The following is a 21,415-nucleotide window of genomic DNA, read 5'->3' on the forward strand; positions in this document are numbered from 1 at the left end:
CGTGCTCTCCCGCCGCGGGCCAGATCAGCCCGCGATCAGCTCATTGGTCCGTTCGTACTCTTCCTTCGCGGACTCGAGCAGGTCGCGCCACGAGTCCACGTCGGGCCGGCGCCTGAGCAGCGCACGGCGTTCGCGTTCGGTCATACCGCCCCACACCCCGAACTCGATGCGGTTGTCCAGCGCATCGGCGAGGCATTCGGTACGGACCGGGCATCCTCGACAGATCAGCTTCGCCCTGTTCTGTGCGGCGCCCTGGACGAACAGCGCGTCCGGGTCCGCACCCTTACAGGCGGCACGGGAGGTCCAATCCGTGATCCACATTTTTCGACCCCACTCCCCTTAGGTGGTCAGTCGTCATTTGGGGCCGACGGGCGCGGGCGCCGAGCCTCCGTATTCAGTTGCCGCAGAGGATGAACGTACGCAACTTCACGTTCGGGCCGACAGACCCCAGAGGACCAATTTCTCGCCGGACTGTTGACCGGGAATGACTAGTCACCCCTCCCAGTCAAGGCGAAATGGTGTCGTGTTACCGATAAGGACAGTGTTTCGACGTACCCTTGGGAGCGTGCAAGCGAAGGGCAAAGACCGCTCCCACCCGCTCCTCAGCGTCCTGCGTCTGATCATCGCCGGGACGGCGGCGGGTGTGCTGGCGGCGGCGGTGGCGCTGCCGGCGGTCGGCGGGGCGGGCGTGTCGGCCAAGACCGCCATGGACGGACTCGAACTCAAGCCCAGGGAACTCGACGAACCCCCGCTGCCGGAACGCACGAAGCTGGTCGACGCCAACGGCAAGCAGATCGCCCAGTTCTACTACGAGAACCGGCAGTCCGTGACCCTCGACAAGGTCGCGCCCATCATGCAGACCGCGCTGATCGCGATCGAGGACTTCCGCTTCTTCGAGCACGGCCCGATCGACGTCGAGGGCACCGCCCGCGCCCTGGTGAAGAACCTCACCGGCGGCGGCGTCATGCAGGGCGGCTCCTCGATCACCCAGCAGTACGTCAAGCAGGTGCTGGTCAACAAGGCCGAGACGCCGGAGGAGCAGCAGGCGGCCATCGCCCCGACGATGTCCCGCAAGCTCCAGGAGCTGCGGTACGCCATGGCGATCGAGCGCAAGTACAGCAAGCAGCAGATCCTGGAGAAGTACCTCAACATCGCCTACTTCGGCGCGGGCGCGCACGGCATCCAGGCCGCGGCCAGGCGTTTCTTCGACAAGCCCGCCTCCGAGCTCGACCTGTCGGAGGCCGCCACGCTGGCCGGCGCCGTCCAGAACCCGGCCCGCACCGACCCCAACGTCGGCCCCGAGTCGCGCGAACGGCTGCTGATGCGCCGCAACACCGTGCTCGACCGGATGGCCGAGATCCACAAGATCACGCGGGCGGAGGCCGACGCGGCCAAGGCCGAGAAGCTCGGCTACAAGGACGTCAAGTTCCCCGGCGGCTGCGAGGCCAGCAAGTTCCCGTACTTCTGCCTCTACGTCCAGTACGAGATCCTCAACAACGACGACTTCGGCAAGAACCAGGACGAGCGCAGGAAGCTGCTCCAGCGCGGCGGCATGACGATCAAGACCACGCTCGACCCCAAGATGCAGAAGGCCGCCGAGAAGGCCATCAAGAAGTACGTCAGCCCCAAGGACAAGCCCGTGGCCGCGCAGGCCATGGTCGTGCCCGGCACCGGCGAGATCAAGGCGATGGCGGCCTCGCGCAAGTTCGGCGGCAGCAAGAAGAAGAACGAGATGAGCTACAACGTCGTCGCCGACGCCGCGCACGGCGGCGGGCGCGGGTTGCAGCAGGGCTCGACGGCCAAGGCGTACACGCTGGCCACCGCCCTGGAGGAGGGCCTGAAGTACGGCGACGGCTTCCCCTCGCCGGCCGGGTTCACCGCGAGCGGCTACAACTCGTTCAAGGACTGCAAGGGCGACAACGTCGGCGACCCCTCGCACACCGCGCACAACTCCAGCGAGGGCGGCGGCGGTTTCAAGACCCTGCAGACCGGCACGTGGGGCTCGGTGAACACGTTCTTCCTCAAGCTGGAGCAGGAGGTCGGGCTCTGCAAGGTCGTCAAGCTCGCCAAGCGCCTCGGCGTCAAGCGGGCCGACGGCGGCAAGCTGCGCGAGGTCGAGACGTTCACGCTGGGCGTCAACGAGGTCGACCCCGTGACGATCGCCAACTCCTACGCCGTGTTCGCCTCGCGCGGCCAGTACTGCAAGCCGCTGGCCATCACCGAGATCAAGGACAGGAACGGCGCCGCCAAGCAGTACAAGCCGAAGTGCTCGCAGGTCATGGAGGAGGAGGTCGCCGACGCGGTCAGCGGCATCCTGTCGGGCGTGTTCACCAAGGGCACGATGAGCGGCGTGGGCGGCATCGGTCGTGACGCGGCCGGCAAGACCGGAACGACCGACGACTACATGTCCGCCTGGTTCGCCGGTTACACCCCGAACCTGTCCTCGGCCGTGAGCCTCGGCGACCCGCGCGGCGCCTCCACCCACAAGCTGATCGGGGTCACGATCGGGGGCCAGTACTTCCCGTACGTGTACGGCGCCTCCATCTCCGGGCCCATCTGGAAGCAGGCGATGATGCAGGCGCTCAAGGGGGTGGAGCCGGTGGAGTTCACGCCGGTGGACCACTCGCGGTTCGGCGGCTGCTCCGACAAGTGCGCGCCGAAGCCCAAGAAGAAGAAGCGCGGCGGCGACGAGGGGCCCGGGGACGGCGATCCGTTCGACAACTTCTTCGGCGACCACAACGACCGTGGCGACGGCGGCGGGGACGGGCGCGGGCCGGGCGACTGGCAGCGGCCGGGCAACGGGTTCGGCGGCGGAGGGCTCGGCGGGGGGCTCGGCGACGGGCTCGGCGGCCAGGCCAACCTCGGGCCCACAGCCCCGGCGGCCCGAACCCGCCGCTGAGAGACACTGGGCGGCCCCGAACGGCCTTCGCCACCGATTGCCCCTCTATGGCCGCCCAGCCCCTCGCACAACGCCTTCAGAGGCTTCGTGGGGACGCCCTCAGCCGGTCGTCCCCGACCACCTCCCACAACGCCCCTCAGCCAGACGCCGCGGCCCGGTCGCCGCGGCCGCCCGGCGAACCGGCAGCGCCACTCTCTCGGAGCGCCGCCACCGCGGACCACTGCCGTCGTCCTGTGGGGCCGCTACCGCCCCCAAGGCTGGTGTCCCGAGGGCGGTGTCCCGAGGGCGGTGTCCCGAGGCTCGGGTCGCGGGGGCGGCGTCCCACGCGAAGGCGTCCCGTGCGAAGGCGGCGCGAGTGTGGCGATCGGTGGGGGGAGGGGCCGGGGTCAGGCGGTGAGGCGGGCGCGGACGGCGGCGGCGACGCGGCCGCCTTCGGCCCTGCCCGCGACCTTGGGGTTGACCACCTTCATGACCTGCCCCATGGCCTGCGGCCCCGACGCGCCGGTCTCGGCCACGGCCGCGTCGACGATCTGGGCCAGCTCCTCGTCGGAGAGCTGCGCCGGCAGGTACTCCTCCAGCACCGCCTGCTCGTCCAGCTCGGCCTGGGCCTGCTCGGTGCGTCCGGCGTTCTGGAACGCCTCGGCGGCCTCGCGCCGCTTCTTGGCCTCCTTGGTCAGCACCTTGATGACCTCGTCATCGCTGAGCTCCCTGGCCGCCTTGCCCGCCACCTCCTCGACGTTCACGGCCGCCAGAGCCATGCGAATCGTCCGGAGACGGACTTCGTCCCGGCTCTTCATCGAGGCCGTGAGATCGGCCTTCAGCTTGTCCTTCATTGCGCTCATGCGGTCCATCTTGCCGTCTGCCGGGACGGCTCGTGCCCGTTGTCAGGCATCATGAGTACGTGAGGAAAGCCGTCGCAGTGCCCCTGTCCATGATCGGTCTCGGCCTGGCCGGGCTGGGCTACGCCTCAGTCGTGGAGCGCAACTGGTTCCGCCTGCGCCGCTTCGACGTGCCGGTGCTGGAGCGCGGGCGGCGTCCCGTACGCGTGCTGCACCTGTCCGACCTGCACCTGACCCCCAGGCGCACGATGCTCATCAACTGGGTGCGCTCCCTGGGCGCCCTGGAGCCCGACCTGGTGGTCAACACCGGCGACTCGATCGCCCACCCCGAAGCGGTCCCCGCGCTCCTGTACGCCCTGGAGCCGCTGCTGTCCCGTCCTGGTCTGTTCGTCTACGGGTCCAACGACCTCTACGCCCCCCAGCCGAAGAACCCGGCCCGCTACCTCTGGCGTACCTCGAAGAACGACCGCCGCCAGCACATCCCCAACCTCCCGTGGGAGGAACTGGGCGCCGGCATGGCCGCCGAGGGCTGGCTGGACATGAACAACACCACCGCCCGCGTCAAGATCGGCGACCTCGACGTCGCGGTGGCGGGCATCCACGACTCCCACATCTCCCGCGACCGTTACGACCTGGTCGCCGGCCCGGCCCCCGCCGACGCCGACCTCCGCCTCGGCGTCATGCACTCCCCCGAGCCGCGCAACATGACCCGCTTCGCCGAAGACGGCTACCAGCTCCTGCTCGCCGGCCACACCCACGGCGGCCAGCTCTGCGTCCCCTTCTACGGCGCCCTGGTCACCAACTGCGGCATCGACCGTGCCCGCGTGAAGGGCCTGAGCCGGCACGAGAACGCCTGGCTGCACGTGTCCGCCGGCCTCGGCACCTCGCCGTACGCACCGGCCCGTTTCGCGTGCTTCCCGGAGGCGACGTTGCTCACGCTGGTTCCGCGACGCTGAGGCGGTCACGAGTACCCGCGAAGTCCGCTAGACTTTCTCAAGCACGCGCAAGACGGGCGTGCACCGGGGTGTAGCGCAGCTTGGCAGCGCGCTTCGTTCGGGACGAAGAGGTCGTGGGTTCAAATCCCGCCACCCCGACACAGTTTGACCAGGTAGAGGGCTTGATCCGCAACGCGGGTCAGGCCCTTTCCCGTTTCCGGAAGTCGATGGGAGCCATCTCGTTCGGACTCATCCCGTTGGCTTGTCACCGAAGGTCGTGTTCACAGTGTGGGCTCCCTTGGTGATCATCGGCTTGAGCTGTTGCCGGTAGACCGTTTCTGTGACCGCTGGTGCCGGCGTGCCCGGCGAGATCGGCGATGGTCTCGATGGGGACGGCCTGGTCACTCATGGTGGAGACGAACGAGTGACGCAGTTCGCGAGGTGTCCAGCCGGTTCCGATTCGCATTGCTTGACCGCGCCGCACGGGATGGCCAAGGTTGAGATTCTTCGGCGTGCTTACGAGGTTCAGCCTCGCCGTGCCGCCGAGACGGCACCGAGTCCCGCCTAGCAGTAGAAATTCACCGAACTGCCCGTCATCGGGCGACTTGGTCCTCTCGCTACGATACGCGGCGTGAGCGATGACTCTTCCGTGATGAGCACCGGGCGCCTGGAGGCGTTCAGCGACGGCGTTTTCGCCATCGCAATCACCCTGCTGGTGCTTGAGATCCGGCTGCCCGAAGGCTGGGAAGAGGACCTCGGGGGCGCCCTGATCGGCCTGTGGCCGTCCTACCTCGCCTACATGGTGACGTTCCTGCTGGTGGGGATGATCTGGATGAACCACCATCGGATGTTCCACTTCATCCAGAGGACTGACGGCCTGCTGCTGGCCCTCAACGTGCTCCTCCTGATGGATGTCGCCTTCCTGCCGTTTCCCACGCATGTGCTGGCCGAGGCGCTGCACGCCGACCACGACACCCAGACGGCCGCCGTCTTCTATGGAATCGTGCTGGTGATCGGCGGCATCTTCTACAACGCCGTGTGGTGGTACGCCTCGTCAGGGCACCGTCACCTCGGCGGGCACATCACTCCGGCCGAGGCGCGCTCGCTGCGATTTCGCTGGGGCATGGGGCCGGTGCTCTATCTCGTCGCGACCGTCATCGGCGCGCTCAGCGCGATTGGCGCGCTCGTGTTCTACGTGTTGCTGCTCATCTTCTACATGTTCGACATGCGCCCCAGGCGACAGGCTGCGTAGCACCCGGCAGGCCATCATCGACGATGGTGGTGGTGGTGGTGGTGGCCTGTCGAGAGCGTTGGCCATGCAGGATCGCACTGTCAGGCAGCCTCATCGAAGTGCGAAAAGTCGCAACAGGTCTGCTTGCTCGGGGGTTACTGAAAGTACCGGGCTATTTGCGCTCGGGTAAATCTCAGCTGCTGCCCACTGCGCTGCTCGAACGCTGGAGGCGGCTCCGATCTTGACACCGCGCGCACGAAGCTCCGCCAGCAACTGCTTGGAGTCGAACAAGTACACCGACTCGATACACCAAGGACGAGTGCCGCCTCGCGACGAGGCCGCCGGTGATGCAGGCCCCGTCAGCACGAGGTAGTAGTCGAGCACTGTCCGCTCGGTGACGTCCAGTAGTCCCTCGCGCTTGAGATACCACTTCACATTGACAGTGCGGCCACGCAACGGACCGGACGTGAATTGGCCATCGACTGCGGCGGCCACGGCGGACGTCTCCAACCCGATTCCGAAGACTTGCGCTGCGATCCACTCGCCCAGATGGCCCGCGGTCATGGGACGCTGGATAGTCGCTGCGATCTTCTCATCGACACCGTTCCGCTCCCTCAGCAACGCGGCAATCTGCTTCACATCGGCGTCCCTCATGCCGCTCTGCCTTCCACTCCCGGCCTACATGTCGAGGTGTTACGCCTACCGAAAGACCGGAGAGTCAGCGAAGTGCCGGTCGCACACCGCCCACCAACTCTCTCCGCGGGCATCACGCACCAGGACGCTTCGGGTCGCCTGAGTCGGGCAAGGTGCTCCCCACGTGCATTCGCCTCGCCGCGCTGGACTCTCGGTGCCGTGCGCGCCGGCATTCCACTCACGTTCTTCTATGAGCTCCACGCCTTCAACATAGACCTTGCGGTTTCCGCCGTCCCCATGGTGAACAAAGCGAAGGACGCCGCCCGAGAACTCGGTGTGACCACCTGCCTACGCGTACATCGCCAGATCAGATCTCACTCGCGGCGCCGGGGGGCTCACTGCACGGGTGAGGTGGCGAGTTCGGTGGGTGCCGCGGTGAAGGGGAGCCAGGCAGGACGGTCTGTGTCGGGTTCTTCTACTGGTTCGCGGGTTGGTAGCCGTCCGGCAGGCCGTTCTTGACGTACCGGGTCTTGCCGGTTGCCAGGTCGAGGAAGAAGGTTCTGCGCTCCCCCGCCCCCGCGTTCTCCCGGAGAACCTGGAAGGGGCCCTTGGTCGACCAGCCCTCGCCTGCTTCGATCGCATCCCCGCCTGGGAGTCGGGGACGCACACGGTGGATGCGCTTGCGGGTGGCGAGGTCGTAGGTCTCGACGAGTTCGCCGTAATCGCTGATGACCACGAGCCGGCTGCGGTCCGGCTTGAGGAAGGCGGTGTGGGAGTCCAGTAGCACGTCGCGGATGGCGATGTTCAGCAATTCCTTGCCGCGATGGTCGTGGGCCACCAGGCGGGAATCCGTCGTGGTCACCACGCCCGCGGAGTTGACCTCAAGCACTTGGAGCGCGCCGGGAAGCGTGATCTCGTTCCACGACTCGGTGTCGATGACGCGGGTGCCGTTCTTGGTCAGGGCGACGTACCGGCCGCGGTCGCTGATGCTCACCTCGGGCACGTCCGCGTCGGCGAGCCGGCCGCTGAGATCATGCCGGTTCCCCGCGTGTTCGTGAACCATGCGGCGCGAGGTCCGGTCCAGGTAAACGGCGGTTCGCCGATCGGGGCTCACCACGAACGGCGCCGCCCTCGGCGCCCCGCCCTTCATGAGGACGTATGGCGCGGCCTGCGGGAACGGGTCGCCGTCCACCAGCCAGTAGCGGCACGGGTCGTCCATCTGGTCGGACCATGGGCAGGTGGGTCCTTTCACCTTGCCGATTTTCCGGAAGGAAGCCTGCTGCTCCGGGAACTGCCGGGGCATCGTGTACTGCTGCGGTTCGCTCGCCGGCTCCTGCCGGGGCGCGATGAGCGCACCGGCGAGCACTGTCGCGATTCCCGCCAAATAGCCGGTGCGAACAGACCATTGGCGAATGGCCGACTCCGTCTGGTCCGGGATTTCCGGCCGGGCCTTTCGCTCGCCGCGCGATATCACCGTCACCACCGCGACCACGAGGGCAGCATGGGCCAGCCGGGTCGAGGTGAATCCGCGCGATATCAGAAGGTAGCAACCTGTCACGGCGGAACCGCACACGGCGAGCAGCCAAGCTCGTCGATAAAGGGCGTCAGCGGCCGGCGGCCGTACGACACCGAGAACCGGAACCGCGCACCAGCCCAGGACGAGATAGAACGGATCCGCAGTCAGCCCCGCCACAGGGGCGGCGAGGACCACGGCCACCAGCCGCCACCGGCGCAGCCCGGCGAAATAGGCGACGATCCGGTGGCCATTGGCGCTGGTGACGGTGAGGCCCGTCAGGACGGCGAACCGGTCGAGGCGCCCCTGACTGAGGGGCACGGCTGCGGCCAGTACGGTGACCAGCACCGCCACCCAGAAAATCACCGGGGGTATCGTCACAAGGCGCCACGATATATGGTTCCGTCTCGTGAGTTCAGCGGATATATGGCAGCAATTCGGCGTTGCCCCGCGTACGCGACGATTGCCGCTCATGGTGTCCTGTTGTCTCGTGCTGGCGTGTGTGGCGGGGGGTTTGTCGTGGGCGGGGGCGATAACGCCGCAGACCAACTGGCTAATCGACGACTTCTTTGTCGGGGCTCAGGTGGACGACAATGGCGTGCTGTCCACCAGGGCCGAGATCGAGCTTGAGAACGAGGCGATTTCCCCATTCACCATCACGGATATCTCGCTGTCCATACCGGGCCTGCGCCTGCTCCCTCCCGAGAAATCGCTGGGCGAATCGGCCGAGATCACTGTTGAGGGCGACGGATTCGGCACGGTGAGCCGGCGCATCGTCATCACCGACTGTGGGGCGGTGCCGCACGAGCCGCAGCCGATCCGATTCACCTACCGGACCTGGCTGGGGTCGGGTTCGTCGGATGTGACGCCGGCTTGGTGGGAGAAGACAGGGAGGACGGACCGTGTTCCCGTCGCCTGGCAACGCGGCCTGGCCACGATGGCGTGCAACAAGGCGGTGAGCGGCGAGTTCTGACCGCCGCCCCACACGAGAAGGGCACTGCGCGTGCGTCCCGTCACGAAGATCGCCACCGGGCTGGTCATCACCTTCGGCGCCCTCCGGTTCAACGGCCTCGACCTGCTGTTCGACCCCGTCGGCTGGGGACTGTGCGCCGACGGGCTGCTGCGTCTGCAGCGGCCGGGCGACGCCTTCGCCAGGGCCCAAGCATGGGCGGTCGGCATGATCCCCGTCTCACTGGTGGCCGTCTTCACGGGCGGCACGCCTACGTACGAGCCGATCAGGTACGTGATCGGCACCGCCGCCACGGTCGGCGGCCTGGTCACCGTCTGGTTGATCGCGGACGCGCTCATGACCCGGATGCGCTCGGGGGGCGGCGGCTCACAGGTCCCCCTGCTGGACGTGTTGCGCTGGGCGGTGGCGGGTCTGGGCACGGCCGGTCTGCTGGCCGGTCACGGCTACAGCGAGTTGTCACCCGTCCTGCTCGTCGGGTGGTTCATCGTGATCGTCGCCCTGGTCGTCGTGCTCTATCGCGCGGCCGGCAGGCCGGAGTTCTCCGCCGTCCCGCCGGCCTCCGACGACAAGGTCGGCTCCGGGTAGCGCGATGACGATCACGTCTCAGGCGGGCATCCGGCCTTCTCCTTCAGCGTGCGCACGAGGTCGGCGGGCAGGTCCGAGTCGCTGACCTGGACTGCCGCCTTGCCGGCCATCGTCAGGTAGCCGCCGACGACGTGCATGGACTCCGGGACCGACGCCTTGGTCACCGGCTCGGTCTCCTTGCCCTCCTTCGTCCAGAAGGCGGGACCGAGGACGTCGAACGCCTGGATGTCCACCCCCCGGTCCCTGAGCAGGGTGCGCACCTCGCTGACGGGCCTGTTGTAGTACGGCGCGCAGTGCATGGGCTCGCCGGGCACGTCGAAGCCGGTGATGATCTGGTATTCCTCGCCGGGACGCGCCTTCCGGCCGAGGACGAGCTCGGCCGAGCCCTTGAAGTCCCGGCGGACCTTGATGCTGATCGGGCAGCCGCCCGCCGTCTCGCAGCCTTCCTGACGGTCGATCACCTTGATCCCGTCCGGTTCCACCGTGCTCGGGGCGACCGAGCCGACGTTGCTGGGCGTGGAGGGCAACAGCCGCAGCTTGATGTCGAGCCCGGCGTCGCGCAGCTGCTGCTGGTACGCCTCCGGCTTGGCGAACATGTCCTTGACCTCGATGACGAAGTAGCCGCCCTCGTCCTTGACGTCGAGGGCCGAGGCCGAGGCGGGCCCGAGGGTGACGACGACGGCCAGCGACGCCGCGAGGGCGCCCAGCGCGGCCGGCAGCGCGAGCAGGGCGCGCCGCCTCCCGCGCGCGGGCAGGGACGGAGCCGGCTCCGCGTCCATGATCTTGAACATCGTCTCCCTGGCGCCGGGCGTCAGCCCCGGCCCGGCGGGCGGGGCGAGCCGCCTGACGATGTCGTCGAGCTGCGGGTTCATGAGGTCTCCTGGGCGAGACGGACGGCCCGCGGGCCGTACCGGGCGAGATCGGGGTCGTCGGCGGCGAGCTCGACGGCCAGGCGCTTGCGCGCGCGGTGCAGGCGCTGCCGGACGGCGAGGCGCGAGCAGCCGAGCACCTGCGCCAGCTCGGCGTTGCCGAGCCCCTCCCAGGCGACGAGCGAGAGCACCTCGCGGTCGTCGGCGGACAGCCGCATGAAGGCCGCGCGGGCGGTCTCGGGCACGGCGTCCGCCACCGGGTCCGCCGCGGGATCCGCCGCCGGGCCGGTCCATTCCGCGAGCTCGGCGCGCAGGCGCGTGGTGAGGGCCGCCCTGCGGGACTCGCCGCGGCGGTGGTTGGCCAGGGTGCGCCGGGCCACGCCGTACAGCCAGAGCCGGGCGCGGTCGCCGGGCGGCACCTCGCCGAGGCGCCGCCACGCGGTCGTGAACGTCTCGGCTATGACGTCGGCGACGTCGTGAGGATCGTCGCTGCGCCGCCGCACGTAGCCGGAGACGGTCGCGTAGTGCTCGGTGTAGAGCTCCTCGAAGCGTTGCCGGGGGTCCGGTGGGCCCACGCGCTCGTCCCTTCCTTGGGGGTATGTCACAACAAGCAGGTGTCCGGATGGTTCCAGGCGTGACAGACGAACACGGAGAAGGCCGCCTCCGGCTCCGGAAGCGGCCTTAAGCGGCCTTCTGGTCGGGGCTGTGTGAGTCCTATGACCGTTGTTCGAGGTGGCGGCGGTAGGCGTCCAGGACCAGGCCGTGGAAGTGGTGGACGGCGTGTTCCGACAGGCCCGAGCCGCCGGGATCGTAGACGATCTTTCCCTGCGTGAACGCCGGGGTGCGCATCCCCCGCTGGACGCTCTCCACCAGGGCGATGTCCTCCACCTGGAGCACCTCGTCGATGTAGCGGATGCCGTCCAGCTCGGCCTCGTCGGGCTCGGCGGTCTCCAGGTAGAAGTCCCAGGTCTCGCGGGTGCGTCCGGGGCCGTCGGGGACGATCTGCAGGACCATGAAGTTCCCCCGGCCGGGGTAGCGCAGCAGGCACGTGTTGGGCCAGAGCCACCAGACGGCGTGCTCGGTGACCGTCGCGCCCGACACGTCATAGGCGGAGTTCTGCGACCTGCCCGCCTGGGCCATGTGGCTGGAGTAGATGCCGTACGTGGTGACCTTGTACGTGTCCATGTCCACCAGGGACACGAAGTCCTTGTGCGCCACGTGGCAGTGGTAACACTCCAGGAAGTTGTCGACGACGTTCTTCCAGTCGGCGGCGATGTCGTAGGTGAGCCGGCGGGCCAGGGTCAGCCCGGCCACGTCGGGGGCCCGTGCCGCGATCTCCGCCTCCAGGTTCCCGGCCTGCTCCGCCAGCGGAGGCGCGTCGGGGGCCAGGTTGACGTAGACCATGCCGGCGAACTCGGTGACCTGGATCCGGTCGAGGCGCACCGTGGCGGGGTCGAAGCCGGGCATGCCGCCGGTGTTGCGCGCTCGTCTCAGGCGGCCGGTCAGGTCGAAGTTCCAGGCGTGGTACGGGCACACGATGCTGCACCGGACGCCGGAACCGGTCAGCAGTTCGTGGGCGCGGTGCTTGCACACGTTGTAGAAGGCGCGCAGGGTGCCGGACTCGTCCCGTACGGCGACGATCGGCAGGCCGGCCACCGTCCCCGTCACGTAGCTGCCCGGCGTCCGCAGGCGTTCCACGTGACACAGCCACTGCCAGGAACGGGCGAAGATGGCCCGCTGGTCGATGTCGTGCCATTTCGGGGCGGTATAGGCGTCGGCGTGCAGGGACATCGACAGTGCGGGATCGGGGTGGTATCCGGCGGAGATGTGAGCGAAATCGGGGGTCACCGTACCTCCGATGCAGAACATGAGCCGCATTGAGGCCATTGAGCAATTGCGCGCCGGTTCAAGGCTCAGTTCCGTCGTCTTGTTCCGGCCGGGACTGGCGTCATCAAGAGCATTGGTGGGATGATCCTATGATTATTGCCGATATCAGGAGAATGGGGTTGTCGAATGAGTCCTTCTTCCCGGGCGCTGCCGATGGCGGGGTTCATGTTCTCCGCCGTCGGGGTGGGCGGTGTGGTTCTGCAAATGTTGAGCGTGGCCTATCCCGACGGCGATCCGGCGAAGGCGCGGGCGGCCGCGGAGTTGCTGCGCCAACTGGCCGGACGCGTGGACGCCAGCCTTGACGACGTGGAGGAGGTCGCGGCCCGGGTCTGGCTGCCGCCGAACAGCGGAGCGGGCATCGACGCGTTCCGAACGTATTTCAACCAGGAGATCGCGCCCTATCCGCCGCGCGTCTCCGCCTACATCCGCGGACTGGCGGACGCGGTCGAGGATTACGCGGAATTGCTGGAACGGACCCAGCACACGTTGCGCACGATGGCCATGATCCAGTGGATCGAACTGCTGATGTTCTTCTGCTGGCCGGCGATCGACAAGAAGGTCCAGGTGCTGATCAACTGGGCGATGCGCAGGTCGCAGGCGCGGCTGCTGCTCAAGATGTTCGAGAACGCCGTGGGGAAACGGTTCATCTACGCCGTCGGGGGCAGCCTGGCCTACACCGTGCTCGACCAGGCGGTCGTCGACGGGCTCAAGCTGGCGCGCGGCGAGGACACCGGCTCCTGGGGGGACCGCGGCGAGTACATGCTGAAGAACTTCGCGGCGGCCATGGTCTTCTACCACGTGGACCCGGCCAACTTCGGCAAGGCCGCGAACGTGCTGCCGAAGAACCCGGCGGCGCGTAACGCGGTCGTGTTCCTGACCGGGTCCACCATCTTCAGCACCACCGCCAACGCGCTCAACCGGCCGGGCGACGTCGTGGACGACCCGGTCAGCCTGTTGCCGACCTGGCAGCAGATGCTCGCCAAGCTGGGGGTCGCCGCGGGCCAGGACCAGTTCAGGCGGTGGCGCCGGTACTGAGTGCCGGTCACGTCGTCAGTCCCGGGTGAAGCGACGGACCTCGTCGGCGAAAGGGGTCAGACCGGTCGTCATCAGGCCGGTCATCTGGGCGGCGAGGTCCTCGGCGGCGGCGTTCGCGGCGGCCAGGACGGCCTCGGCCAGGGCGTCCGCGCCCAGTCGCATGGCCCGCGGATCGATGCGCAGGCCGCCGAGCGCGCCGGTCGGCAGCACCTCGGCCCTCACCTGGCCGTCGGCGGCCTCGCCACGGCCGCGGACGGCGTCGAGGCTCTCCTGCAACTCCTCCAGCGGGCGGATGTCGGCCTGGAACTGGCCGAGGAGCCGGCGCATCTCGTCGTCGAGGTAGGGGGTGGGGTCTTCGGGGGTGGTCATCGGGGGCTCCAGGGGTGTCAGGCGAACTGTCCGTCGGGGGCGAGCTTGGGCGGGTCGGACACTTCGGGCAGGGAGGCGATGGTGGCCCAGTTGGCGACGTCGAAGCTGGTCCGCATGTCGGCCAGGCGGTCAGCCACCGCCGGATAGACGTCGCGCAGGGCGTCGACGTAGGTCTCGGCCTTCTCCAGGGCCGTCAAGTAGTTCTTCTTGAAGGTGTTCGCGGTCTCGTCGGTGCCGGCGAAGTCGCCCAGCGCGTCGAGGGCGTCGAGGATGCGGCGGGTGTCGGTCGCGTATTCGGTGCGCTCGGCGAGGAAGGCGCCGGCGGCCTTGGTGAAGGCGGTGCCGTGCACCTCGGTGGTCGGCATCCCGGAGCCCTGGGGGGCGGCCGCGGCCGGGGCGGGGGCCGAGGGGGTGGCGCTCGGGGCCGGAGCCACCCCTGAAGGGCTCGGCGTCGCACTGGGGGTGGTGGCCGGGGCCGGGGTCCCGGTGGGGGTCGGGGTCCCGGTCGGGGTCTGGGTGGGTGTCCCGCTTGGGGTTGAGGTCCCGGTTGGAGTCGGGGTCCCGGTCGGGGTCTGGGTGGGTGTCCCGCTTGGGGTTGAGGTCCCGGTTGGAGTCGGGGTCCCGGTCGGGGTCGGGGTCCCGGTCGGGGTCGGGGTCGCCGTGGGTGACGGGGTTGCCGTGGAGGTCGGGGTGGGGGTGGGGTACGGGGTCGTGGGGCTGGGGGTCGGGGGCTCGCTGGGGGTCGGGGGCGTGGGGCTCGGGGCGGGGGTGCCGGTCGGGGTGGGGGTGGGCGGCTCGTAGGTGGGCATGGCGGTTCTCCTGTCGGTACGTGGCCGCCGGCGGCGCACGAGAGTTTGTCCACAATACCGACAGGAATACAGGGCAGGGGCTACGGCTCGTATACGGGGGCTAGATCGGCGAAGATGCGGTAGTCCGAGATCAGGCCGTCGTCCCGGGTGCGCCAGATCGACACCGCCACCACCGCGGCGTCCTTGCCGTCGAGCCGCCGGTACGTCACCTCGGTCTCGGCGATCGTGTCGGCCCCCGCCCGCCAGTCGCGGACGATCCGGTGCCGCAGGCCGCCGATGGTCGAGTAGAACGTCCGCAGGCCGGCGGCGACGGCGTCGCGTCCCACCATGGGCTCGGCGTTGCCGAACACCAGGGTGGCGTCCTCGGCCAGCAGCTCGGCGAACTTGTCGGGGTCGAACGAGTCGACCACCTGGAAAACGCGTCGTACCACATCGCGGGACATGTTGATCATTCCTCACGGGGACGGGGTCGCTGCTGCGGACGATACGGGACGACGCGTTCCCGTGCGACAGGCCGGCGCGTCCGGCGCTTCCGGCACACAGCCGGGCTTTCCGGCGGGTGCTCAGGCGGGCGAGGCCCCGCCGGGACCGGGCGGCGACTCGAAGGTGATCGACACGATGGCGCTGATGGCCAGGTTGTGCTCCCGTACGCCGGAGGTCCGCTCCGAGGATTCGACGGTGACGACGGAGTCGCCCCGGCGGGTGACGTGGCCGGTGAAGGAGTCGCCGCTCAGCAGGCGTACCGAGATGACCCGGTTCTCGTGGCGGGCGTTGTCGAGGAGCGCGATCCAGGAGGTGATGAGCCCGGTTCCGGGAGGTTCGAAGGGGTCTTGGGTCATGAGCACCCTCCTGCCCCGAACGAAGGGAAGGGAACGGCCGGACCGGGGACCTCACCGGCAGGCAAGGAACCAGGACGGGCTCAGCCCGTGCAGCCCTCGCCCGACAGGGAGCCGTTCCAGGAGAAGGCCGTGCGGCACAGGTACGTGCCGGGGTCGGGGCCGGCCGTGATCGTGACGTTGACGTTCACGTAGCCGACGCCCTCGCAGTCCTGGCCGGAGATCGTGCCGTGGTCGATCCGGCCGAGGAAGCAGGTGTAGGCGCCGTCGGCGCGGGCGGCCTGCGCGGGCAGCGGCGAGCAGATGAGCGCGGCCGCCGCGACGACGGCCGTACGCCGGATGAGGGTCACGGCTCCACGGTAGGAAGCCCCCCGAAAGCCGCCTAGTACGACATGTCACCGACCGTCGTGAAATTTCGTGGGATGTCGCGTGACGAATTCACGCGCCCTTCAACGGCAGGACATCCAGCGCGGATACCTTTCGACCCTTATCTGTAGATTTGCTGCCAAGGGAAGCGTCATGTCTCGTTCGTTCATCGCCATGCTGGCCGTCGGCGCGGCCCTCGCCACCACCGTCGCCGCGCCCGCCGACGCCGCCTCGGGACGGCAGCCGCGCGTCCTGTCCGACGTGACGCTGCCCGCCCCCGACCTGGCCGCCTTCGAGCCGGACATCGTCAAGGACTCCCGCGGCGTCAAGCTGGGCGGCCTCGGCAGCGGCCTGTTCCCGGCCAGGCGCGCGGGCGAGTACTGGATGGTCACCGACCGCGGCCCGAACGGCGAGCCCAAGATCAACGGGGAGAAGCGGCGCACGTTCCCGGTGCCGGAGTTCGCGCCGGCGATCGTCCGCGTGGCCGTACGGCACGACACCGCGCGCATCGTGGAGAGCATCCCGCTGAAGAGCTCCGACGGCACCCCGATCACCGGCCTGTCCAACCAGTCCGGCCACGACGAGATCCCCTACACCTGGGACGGCCTGACGCAGCTCCCCTACGACCCGAACGGCCTGGACACCGAGGACATCGTCACCGACGGCCGCGGCGGCTTCTGGCTGGTGGACGAGTACTCCCCCTCGCTGCTGCACGTGGCGAGCGACGGCCGCGTCCTGGCCAGGTACGTCCCCAAGGGCCTGAAGCTCACCGGCGCCGGCTACCCGGTCCACGAGACGCTGCCCGCGATCCTGGCGACCCGGCAGCAGAACCGCGGCATCGAGGCGCTCGGCGTCTCGCAGGCCGAGCGCGCCCTGTACCTGGCCGTGCAGAGCCCGCTCGCCAACCCCGACAAGAAGACCGGCAAGGCGTCGAGCACGGCCCGCATCCTGCGGGTGGACCTGCGTACCGGCCGCCCGACCGGCGAGTGGGCCTACACGATGGAGAACGTGGCCGGCTTCGACCCGGCGGCCGAGCAGGGCGACATGAAGATCTCCGCCCTCAACGTGCTGAGCCCCGGCCGCCTGCTGCTCCAGGAGCGCACCGACGCCGTGGCCCGCCTCTACACCGTCGACCTGCGCCGGGCGACGAACCTGCTCGGCGGCCGGCACGACGACCCGGCCACCACGCCCTCGCTGGAGGCGTCGCTGCCGTCGAACGTCACCGTCGCCACCAAGGCACTGGCCGTGGACCTGGCGGCGATCCCCGGCCTGCCCGGCAAGATCGAGGGCGTCGCCCTGCTCGACCCGGTGACGCTCGCCGTGGCCAACGACAACGACTTCGGCCTCGGCACCTTCGACGCCGACGGCCGCCTGGTGGACTCGGGCGTGACCAGCCGAATCCTGACGATCCGGCTGGCCAAGCCGCTCTTCTGAGCCGTCCCGTCAGGACAACGTGCTCGCGTACGGGTCCCAGCCGGCGGGCAGGGGCTCGGGGGCCGTCACGGCCGAGGTGATCGGGCGGAACTCGGCGCGTTCGCCCGACTCGGTGATGGCCGTCATGAGCTCCAGCACGTGCAGCGTCAGCTCGCCCGAGGCCCGGTGCGGCGTGCCCGCGCGCAGCGACCGGGCCAGGTCGAGCACGCCGATGCCGCGCCCGGCCTGGTCGGCGGCGACGGGCAGCTCCCGCCAGTCGGGGTCGTGCGGGCCGCGGACCAGCAGCGGGCCGCCGAAGGTGTTGGGGTCGGGCAGCAGCAGGGCTCCTTCCGTGCCGATCACCTCGATCAGCTTGCGGCTGACGGGCGAGTCGAAGCTGAAGGTGGCGGTGGCGGTGGCCGTGCCGGGGAAGTCCAGCAGGGCGTTGACGTGGGTGGGCACGTCCACGGGGAACAGGGTGCCGGCCTTGGGGCCGGAGCCGACGACCCGCTCGGCGCGGGCCCTGCGCGTGCCGCCCGCGACCCGGGCGACCGGGCCGAGCAGGGAGACCAGCGCGGTGAGGTAGTAGGGGCCCATGTCGAACAGGGGGCCGCCGCCGGGCCGGTAGTAGAACTCGGGATCGGGGTGCCAGGACTCCGGGCCCAGGTTCTGGAAGGCGACGGTGATCCCGACCGGCTCGCCGATCAGGCCGGAGCGCAGGGCGTGCGCCGCGGCCTGAAGACCGGGGCCGAGGAAGGTGTCGGGGGCGCCGCCGACGCGCAGGCCCAGGTTGGCGGCCTCGGCCATGACCTTGGCCGCCTGGTCCATGTCCAGGGCGAGCGGCTTCTCGCCGTACACGTGCTTGCCGGCGCGCAGGGACTCCAGCGCGACGGCCGCGTGCGCGGCCGGGACCGTCAGGTTGACCACGATCTCGACCTCGGGCAGGGCGAGGATCTCGGCCAGGCTGCCCGAGGCGGGCACGCCGTGCTCGCGGGCCGCCGCGGCGGCCCGGCCGGTGTCGAGGTCGGCCACGCCGAGCACCCGCACGTCGGGGAAGGCGGTGAGGTTGCGCAGGTACTGGGCGCTGATCACCCCGGCGCCGACGACCGCGACGCCGACCGGCCCGCTGCTCATGAGCCCTCCAGGCCGGTCAGGTGGGCGTGGCTGTCGGCCAGGGCGGTGAACAGGTCGGTCGCGCACGTGTCCAGCTCGACGATCCGCCAGGCGTCCGGCGCGGCGGCCAGGATCTCGGGCACCGGCATCGCGCCCGCCCCCACCGCCGTGTGCGGCTCGCCCTTCACCATCGGCCCGTCCTTGACGTGCAGCGCGAGCGTGCGCCCGGCCAGGCGGCCGAGCAGGGCGGGCACGTCGGCGCCGCCCACGGCCGCCCAGTACGTGTCGATCTCCAGGAACACCTCGGGGGCTAACAGGTCGGCCAGCGCCTCGATGGCGTGCCGGCCGTCGATCCTGGGCTCGATCTCCCACCAGTGGTTGTGGTAGCCGATGCGCATGCCGTGCCCGGCCGCCTGCTCGGCCAGGCCGTTCAGCAGGTCGGCGGTGCGCGAGAGGCCGTCGCGGGTGGTGAACTCGGCCTCGGGGACGCCGCCGGGGATGATCACCAGGTCGGCGCCGACCGTGGCGACGGCGTCGAAGACCTCGGCGGGGTCCTGGCTGAGCAGCGCGTACGCGTGCGTGCTGCTCACCGTGAGCCCCAGGTCGTCGATCACCTGGCGGAAGCCCTTGGGGTCGGCGGTCGGGTCGAAGGGCTCGACGGCGCCGTAACCGATGCCGGCGATGCGCTCAAGGGTGCCGTCGCGGTCGGCGGCGAGCTGTTCCTTGACGGTGTAGAGCTGGACGCTGAGCGGCCTGGTCATCCACGGACCCCCATGAGGTGCTCAAGGGCGAGCTGGTTGAGCCGGGTGAAGTGGAAGCCGCGCCGGGCCGCCGCCTCGGGGTCGAAGTCGTCGGCGGCCAGGTCCTGCCAGGTCTCGCCCGCGGCGAGGGTGGGCCGGGCCAGCTCGTCCACGCGGGAGGCGCGCAGGGCCTCCTGGACCTCGGGGTCGGCGCGGAAGGCGCGCGACTTCTCCTTCAGGATCAGGTACGTGCGCATGTTGGCGGCGGCCGAGTCCCACACGTCGTCGGGGTCCTCGGTGCGCAGCGGCTTGTAGTCGAAGTGGCGGGGGCCGTCGTAGCCGCCGTTCTCCAGCAGGTCCACCAGGAAGAAGGCGCTCTTGAGGTCGCCGTGGCCGAAGATCAGGTCCTGGTCGTACTTCGGGCCGTGCTGGCCGTTGAGGTCGATGTGGAACAGCTTGCCGTGCCACAGCGCCTGGGCGATGCCGTGGACGAAGTTGAGCCCCGCCATCTGCTCGTGGCCGACCTCGGGGTTGAGGCCCACCATCTCCGGGTGCGCCAGGTCGTTGATGAGCGCCAGGGCGTGGCCGATGGTCGGCAGCAGGATGTCGCCGCGCGGCTCGTTGGGCTTGGGCTCCAGGGCGAAGCGCAGGTCGTAGCCGCGGTCGAGGACGTACTGGCAGAGCAGGTCCAGGCCCTCCTTGTAGCGGTCGAGGGCCGCCTTGACGTCCTTGGCCGCGTCGGACTCGGCGCCCTCGCGGCCGCCCCAGCACACGTACGTGGTCGCGCCGAGCGAGGCGGCCAGGTCGATGTTGCGCATGACCTTGCGCAGGGCGTACCGGCGCACGTCGCGGTCGTTGCTGGTGAACGCGCCGTCCTTGAACACCGGGTGGGTGAACAGGTTCGTGGTGGCCATCGGGACCTTCATCCCGGTCTCGTCCAGGGCCTTGCGGAAGGCGGCGATCGCCTTGTCCCGGTCGGGCTCGACGGCCAGCAGGTCGTCGTCGTGGAAGGTGACGCCGTACGCGCCGAGCTCGGCCAGCCGGTGCACGCTCTCGACGGGGTCGAGCGCGGGACGGCTCGCGTCGCCGAACGGGTCACGGGCCTGCCAGCCCACGGTCCAGAGTCCGAAGGTGAAGCGATCGGCGGGTGTCGGAGTGAAGGATGACATTTGCTGACGTCCCCTACCTTTAGTCCATAATCTGTACATAATCCTGAGGAGGCATGCATGGTGGCGTCAAGGGGGGTCCGGCATGATTCCATGCGTGCCCGCAATCTGGCCGTGGTACTCCAGGCCGTCCACGCGCATGGCCCGCTCACCAGGGCGGCGTTGGCCGAGCTCACCGGGCTGACCAAGACCACCGTGTCCAGCCTGGTCGCGGCCTTGCTGGAGGCCGGCGCGGTGAGCGAGTCGGGCGCGGTGCGCGACGGCGAGCGCGGGCGGCCCGGCGTGGCCGTGCGGCTGAGCGGGCACCGGGTGGCCGCGCTCGGGCTGGAGGTCAACATCGACTATCTGGCCGCCTGCGTGGTCGACCTGACCCGGTCCGTACGCCTGCGCCGCATCCGTCCGGCCGACAACCGCGGCTCCGACCCGGCCGACGTGCTGCAACTGCTGCGCGACCTGGTGAAGGAGGTCACCGCGGAGGCCGAGGCGGCCGGGCTGCGGATCATCGGTGCCGCCCTGGCCGTGCCCGGCACGGTCGAGGACGGCCTGCTGCGCAACGCCCCCCACCTGGGCTGGCGCGACGTACGGGTGGCCGACCTGCTCGACCTGCCGTGCGCGGTCGACAACGAGGCGAACCTGGCGGCGCTGGGCGAGTTGTGGTTCGGCTCGCGGGCGACGGACTTCCTCTACGTCTCCGGCGAGATCGGCGTCGGCGCCGGGCTGGTCGTGGACGGGACCGTGTTCCGGGGGACGTACGGGCTGGCCGGCGAGCTGGGCCATGTCGTCGTGACCCCCGACGGCCCCGCCTGCCGCTGCGGCGGCCGCGGCTGCCTGGAGGTGTACGCGGGCCAGGACGCCCTGCTCGGCGACCTGGACTCGGTCGCCGCCCTGGCCGACGCGCTGGCCGCGGGCGACCGGCGCGCGCTGGCCGCCTGCGCGCGGGCCGGGGAGGCGCTCGGGGTGGCGCTCACGTCGGCCGTGCATCTGCTGGACCCCGGCCGGATCGTGCTCGGCGGCGTCTTCGCCCCGCTGTTCCCGTGGCTGGAGACCCCGGCCCGGGACGTGCTGGCGGCCCGTCTGGGGCAGATGCGCGGCACGCCGCCCGCCCTGGTCGTCTCGGCCAACGGCGCCGACGCGGCGGTGCTGGGGGCGGCCGGGCTGATCATCCAGCGGATCGTCGCCGACCCGGCGGGCGTGCTGGGCGTGTGAC

General features: G+C 69.9%; 24 protein-coding genes and 1 tRNA gene. 10 read left to right on the forward strand and 15 right to left on the reverse strand.

The genetic code is table 11. The annotated features are described in order from the left end of the window. Positions 1–24: 24 nt before the first annotated feature. Positions 25–321, reverse strand: coding sequence for a WhiB family transcriptional regulator (locus AB0C33_RS21320; protein WP_090771382.1), 297 nt, complete (start codon positions 319–321; stop codon positions 25–27). A 244-nt stretch (positions 322–565) separates the two neighbouring features. On the opposite strand from AB0C33_RS21320, the gene AB0C33_RS21325 reads away from it, so the two are divergent. Further along, the gene (locus tag AB0C33_RS21325) at positions 566–2,899 is read left to right on the forward strand and encodes a transglycosylase domain-containing protein (protein ID WP_358290498.1); all 2,334 of its coding nucleotides are present in this window, start codon (positions 566–568) and stop codon (positions 2,897–2,899) included. A gap of 386 nt (positions 2,900–3,285) precedes the next feature. Here the strand turns inward: AB0C33_RS21325 and AB0C33_RS21330 are convergent, their stop codons facing one another. Next, entirely contained in the window at positions 3,286–3,741 is a 456-nt protein-coding gene (locus AB0C33_RS21330; RefSeq protein WP_352321362.1) for a GatB/YqeY domain-containing protein, read from the reverse strand. Positions 3,742–3,830: 89 nt separating this feature from the next. Between AB0C33_RS21330 and AB0C33_RS21335 the strand changes: the two genes are divergently transcribed. The 3 genes from AB0C33_RS21335 to AB0C33_RS21345 all read left to right on the forward strand — a co-directional run bounded on the left by AB0C33_RS21335 (position 3,831) and on the right by AB0C33_RS21345 (position 5,925). Then, a complete protein-coding gene (locus AB0C33_RS21335) occupies positions 3,831–4,694 on the forward strand; it encodes a metallophosphoesterase (protein ID WP_358290773.1) in 864 nt (287 codons plus the stop codon). A 64-nt stretch (positions 4,695–4,758) separates the two neighbouring features. Continuing rightward, positions 4,759–4,832, forward strand: a tRNA-Pro gene (locus tag AB0C33_RS21340). 472 nt (positions 4,833–5,304) lie between these two features. Then, entirely contained in the window at positions 5,305–5,925 is a 621-nt protein-coding gene (locus AB0C33_RS21345; RefSeq protein ID WP_358290501.1) for a TMEM175 family protein, read from the forward strand. A 90-nt stretch (positions 5,926–6,015) separates the two neighbouring features. On the opposite strand, the gene AB0C33_RS21350 is transcribed toward AB0C33_RS21345, so the two are convergent. Beyond that, a complete protein-coding gene (locus AB0C33_RS21350) occupies positions 6,016–6,558 on the reverse strand; it encodes a hypothetical protein (protein ID WP_358290504.1) in 543 nt (180 codons plus the stop codon). Positions 6,559–7,012: 454 nt separating this feature from the next. Next, positions 7,013–8,416: a hypothetical protein gene (locus AB0C33_RS21355; RefSeq protein WP_358290507.1), complete on the reverse strand. Its 1,404-nt coding sequence runs from the start codon at positions 8,414–8,416 to the stop codon at positions 7,013–7,015. A 43-nt stretch (positions 8,417–8,459) separates the two neighbouring features. Between AB0C33_RS21355 and AB0C33_RS21360 the strand changes: the two genes are divergently transcribed. After that, positions 8,460–9,023: a hypothetical protein gene (locus tag AB0C33_RS21360; RefSeq protein WP_358290510.1), complete on the forward strand. Its 564-nt coding sequence runs from the start codon at positions 8,460–8,462 to the stop codon at positions 9,021–9,023. Positions 9,024–9,053: 30 nt separating this feature from the next. Continuing rightward, on the forward strand, positions 9,054–9,605 hold the full coding sequence (locus AB0C33_RS21365; protein WP_358290513.1) for a hypothetical protein: 552 nt from the start codon (positions 9,054–9,056) through the stop codon (positions 9,603–9,605). An 11-nt stretch (positions 9,606–9,616) separates the two neighbouring features. Here the strand turns inward: AB0C33_RS21365 and AB0C33_RS21370 are convergent, their stop codons facing one another. The 3 genes from AB0C33_RS21370 to AB0C33_RS21380 form a co-directional block, all read right to left on the reverse strand. Further along, positions 9,617–10,477: a hypothetical protein gene (locus AB0C33_RS21370; protein ID WP_358290516.1), complete on the reverse strand. Its 861-nt coding sequence runs from the start codon at positions 10,475–10,477 to the stop codon at positions 9,617–9,619. Continuing rightward, on the reverse strand, positions 10,474–11,049 hold the full coding sequence (locus AB0C33_RS21375; RefSeq protein WP_358290519.1) for a sigma-70 family RNA polymerase sigma factor: 576 nt from the start codon (positions 11,047–11,049) through the stop codon (positions 10,474–10,476). Before AB0C33_RS21375 ends, AB0C33_RS21370 begins: the two co-directional genes overlap by 4 nt. Positions 11,050–11,188: 139 nt before the next feature. Beyond that, the gene (locus AB0C33_RS21380) at positions 11,189–12,322 is read right to left on the reverse strand and encodes a ring-hydroxylating oxygenase subunit alpha (protein ID WP_358290522.1); all 1,134 of its coding nucleotides are present in this window, start codon (positions 12,320–12,322) and stop codon (positions 11,189–11,191) included. A 165-nt stretch (positions 12,323–12,487) separates the two neighbouring features. Between AB0C33_RS21380 and AB0C33_RS21385 the strand changes: the two genes are divergently transcribed. Beyond that, entirely contained in the window at positions 12,488–13,396 is a 909-nt protein-coding gene (locus tag AB0C33_RS21385) for a hypothetical protein (RefSeq protein WP_358290525.1), read from the forward strand. 15 nt (positions 13,397–13,411) lie between these two features. Here AB0C33_RS21385 and AB0C33_RS21390 read toward each other — a convergent pair whose 3' ends face one another. Then, on the reverse strand, positions 13,412–13,765 hold the full coding sequence (locus AB0C33_RS21390; RefSeq protein ID WP_358290528.1) for a YbaB/EbfC family nucleoid-associated protein: 354 nt from the start codon (positions 13,763–13,765) through the stop codon (positions 13,412–13,414). A gap of 17 nt (positions 13,766–13,782) precedes the next feature. Then, on the reverse strand, positions 13,783–14,199 hold the full coding sequence (locus tag AB0C33_RS21395; RefSeq protein WP_358290531.1) for a hypothetical protein: 417 nt from the start codon (positions 14,197–14,199) through the stop codon (positions 13,783–13,785). Positions 14,200–14,425: 226 nt separating this feature from the next. On the opposite strand from AB0C33_RS21395, the gene AB0C33_RS21400 reads away from it, so the two are divergent. After that, positions 14,426–14,566, forward strand: coding sequence for a hypothetical protein (locus AB0C33_RS21400; protein ID WP_358290534.1), 141 nt, complete (start codon positions 14,426–14,428; stop codon positions 14,564–14,566). An 88-nt stretch (positions 14,567–14,654) separates the two neighbouring features. Here the strand turns inward: AB0C33_RS21400 and AB0C33_RS21405 are convergent, their stop codons facing one another. From AB0C33_RS21405 to AB0C33_RS21415, 3 genes are all read right to left on the reverse strand, one after another. After that, positions 14,655–15,017 carry a nuclear transport factor 2 family protein gene (locus AB0C33_RS21405; protein WP_358290537.1) on the reverse strand — a complete coding sequence of 121 codons (363 nt, stop codon included), beginning with the start codon at positions 15,015–15,017 and terminating at the stop codon, positions 14,655–14,657. Positions 15,018–15,137: 120 nt separating this feature from the next. Then, positions 15,138–15,413: a hypothetical protein gene (locus tag AB0C33_RS21410; RefSeq protein WP_358290540.1), complete on the reverse strand. Its 276-nt coding sequence runs from the start codon at positions 15,411–15,413 to the stop codon at positions 15,138–15,140. 80 nt (positions 15,414–15,493) lie between these two features. Continuing rightward, on the reverse strand, positions 15,494–15,760 hold the full coding sequence (locus AB0C33_RS21415) for a hypothetical protein (protein WP_358290543.1): 267 nt from the start codon (positions 15,758–15,760) through the stop codon (positions 15,494–15,496). Between the two features lie 169 nt (positions 15,761–15,929). Between AB0C33_RS21415 and AB0C33_RS21420 the strand changes: the two genes are divergently transcribed. Beyond that, positions 15,930–17,210: an esterase-like activity of phytase family protein gene (locus tag AB0C33_RS21420; RefSeq protein WP_358290546.1), complete on the forward strand. Its 1,281-nt coding sequence runs from the start codon at positions 15,930–15,932 to the stop codon at positions 17,208–17,210. Positions 17,211–17,219: 9 nt separating this feature from the next. Here the strand turns inward: AB0C33_RS21420 and AB0C33_RS21425 are convergent, their stop codons facing one another. From AB0C33_RS21425 to xylA, 3 genes are read right to left on the reverse strand one after another with little or no spacing between them, the layout of a single operon-like run. Next, entirely contained in the window at positions 17,220–18,323 is a 1,104-nt protein-coding gene (locus AB0C33_RS21425; RefSeq protein WP_358290549.1) for a Gfo/Idh/MocA family oxidoreductase, read from the reverse strand. Beyond that, on the reverse strand, positions 18,320–19,063 hold the full coding sequence (locus tag AB0C33_RS21430; RefSeq protein WP_358290551.1) for a sugar phosphate isomerase/epimerase: 744 nt from the start codon (positions 19,061–19,063) through the stop codon (positions 18,320–18,322). Before AB0C33_RS21430 ends, AB0C33_RS21425 begins: the two co-directional genes overlap by 4 nt. Further along, positions 19,060–20,211, reverse strand: coding sequence for a xylose isomerase (gene xylA, locus AB0C33_RS21435; RefSeq protein ID WP_358290554.1), 1,152 nt, complete (start codon positions 20,209–20,211; stop codon positions 19,060–19,062). Before xylA ends, AB0C33_RS21430 begins: the two co-directional genes overlap by 4 nt. Before the next feature lie 90 nt (positions 20,212–20,301). Between xylA and AB0C33_RS21440 the strand changes: the two genes are divergently transcribed. After that, entirely contained in the window at positions 20,302–21,414 is a 1,113-nt protein-coding gene (locus AB0C33_RS21440; RefSeq protein WP_358290556.1) for an ROK family transcriptional regulator, read from the forward strand. Position 21,415: the final 1 nt, after the last annotated feature.

The organism is Nonomuraea sp. NPDC048881, from assembly GCF_040649795.1.
In the GTDB taxonomy this organism is placed as follows: domain Bacteria; phylum Actinomycetota; class Actinomycetes; order Streptosporangiales; family Streptosporangiaceae; genus Nonomuraea.

Excerpts from the sequence above, each read along its gene's own strand:
- AB0C33_RS21320 (WP_090771382.1), bottom strand. The coding sequence starts at position 321 with ATGTGGATCACGGATTGGACCTCCCGTGCCGCCTGTAAGGGTGCGGAC.
- AB0C33_RS21330 (WP_352321362.1), bottom strand. The coding sequence starts at position 3,741 with ATGAGCGCAATGAAGGACAAGCTGAAGGCCGATCTCACGGCCTCGATG.
- AB0C33_RS21335 (WP_358290773.1), top strand. The coding sequence starts at position 3,831 with ATGATCGGTCTCGGCCTGGCCGGGCTGGGCTACGCCTCAGTCGTGGAG.
- AB0C33_RS21350 (WP_358290504.1), bottom strand. The coding sequence starts at position 6,558 with ATGAGGGACGCCGATGTGAAGCAGATTGCCGCGTTGCTGAGGGAGCGG.
- AB0C33_RS21370 (WP_358290516.1), bottom strand. The coding sequence starts at position 10,477 with ATGAACCCGCAGCTCGACGACATCGTCAGGCGGCTCGCCCCGCCCGCC.
- AB0C33_RS21385 (WP_358290525.1), top strand. The coding sequence starts at position 12,488 with ATGAGTCCTTCTTCCCGGGCGCTGCCGATGGCGGGGTTCATGTTCTCC.
- AB0C33_RS21390 (WP_358290528.1), bottom strand. The coding sequence starts at position 13,765 with ATGACCACCCCCGAAGACCCCACCCCCTACCTCGACGACGAGATGCGC.
- AB0C33_RS21405 (WP_358290537.1), bottom strand. The coding sequence starts at position 15,017 with ATGTCCCGCGATGTGGTACGACGCGTTTTCCAGGTGGTCGACTCGTTC.
- AB0C33_RS21410 (WP_358290540.1), bottom strand. The coding sequence starts at position 15,413 with ATGACCCAAGACCCCTTCGAACCTCCCGGAACCGGGCTCATCACCTCC.
- AB0C33_RS21420 (WP_358290546.1), top strand. The coding sequence starts at position 15,930 with ATGTCTCGTTCGTTCATCGCCATGCTGGCCGTCGGCGCGGCCCTCGCC.
- AB0C33_RS21425 (WP_358290549.1), bottom strand. The coding sequence starts at position 18,323 with ATGAGCAGCGGGCCGGTCGGCGTCGCGGTCGTCGGCGCCGGGGTGATC.
- AB0C33_RS21430 (WP_358290551.1), bottom strand. The coding sequence starts at position 19,063 with ATGACCAGGCCGCTCAGCGTCCAGCTCTACACCGTCAAGGAACAGCTC.
- xylA (WP_358290554.1), bottom strand. The coding sequence starts at position 20,211 with ATGTCATCCTTCACTCCGACACCCGCCGATCGCTTCACCTTCGGACTC.
- AB0C33_RS21440 (WP_358290556.1), top strand. The coding sequence starts at position 20,302 with ATGCGTGCCCGCAATCTGGCCGTGGTACTCCAGGCCGTCCACGCGCAT.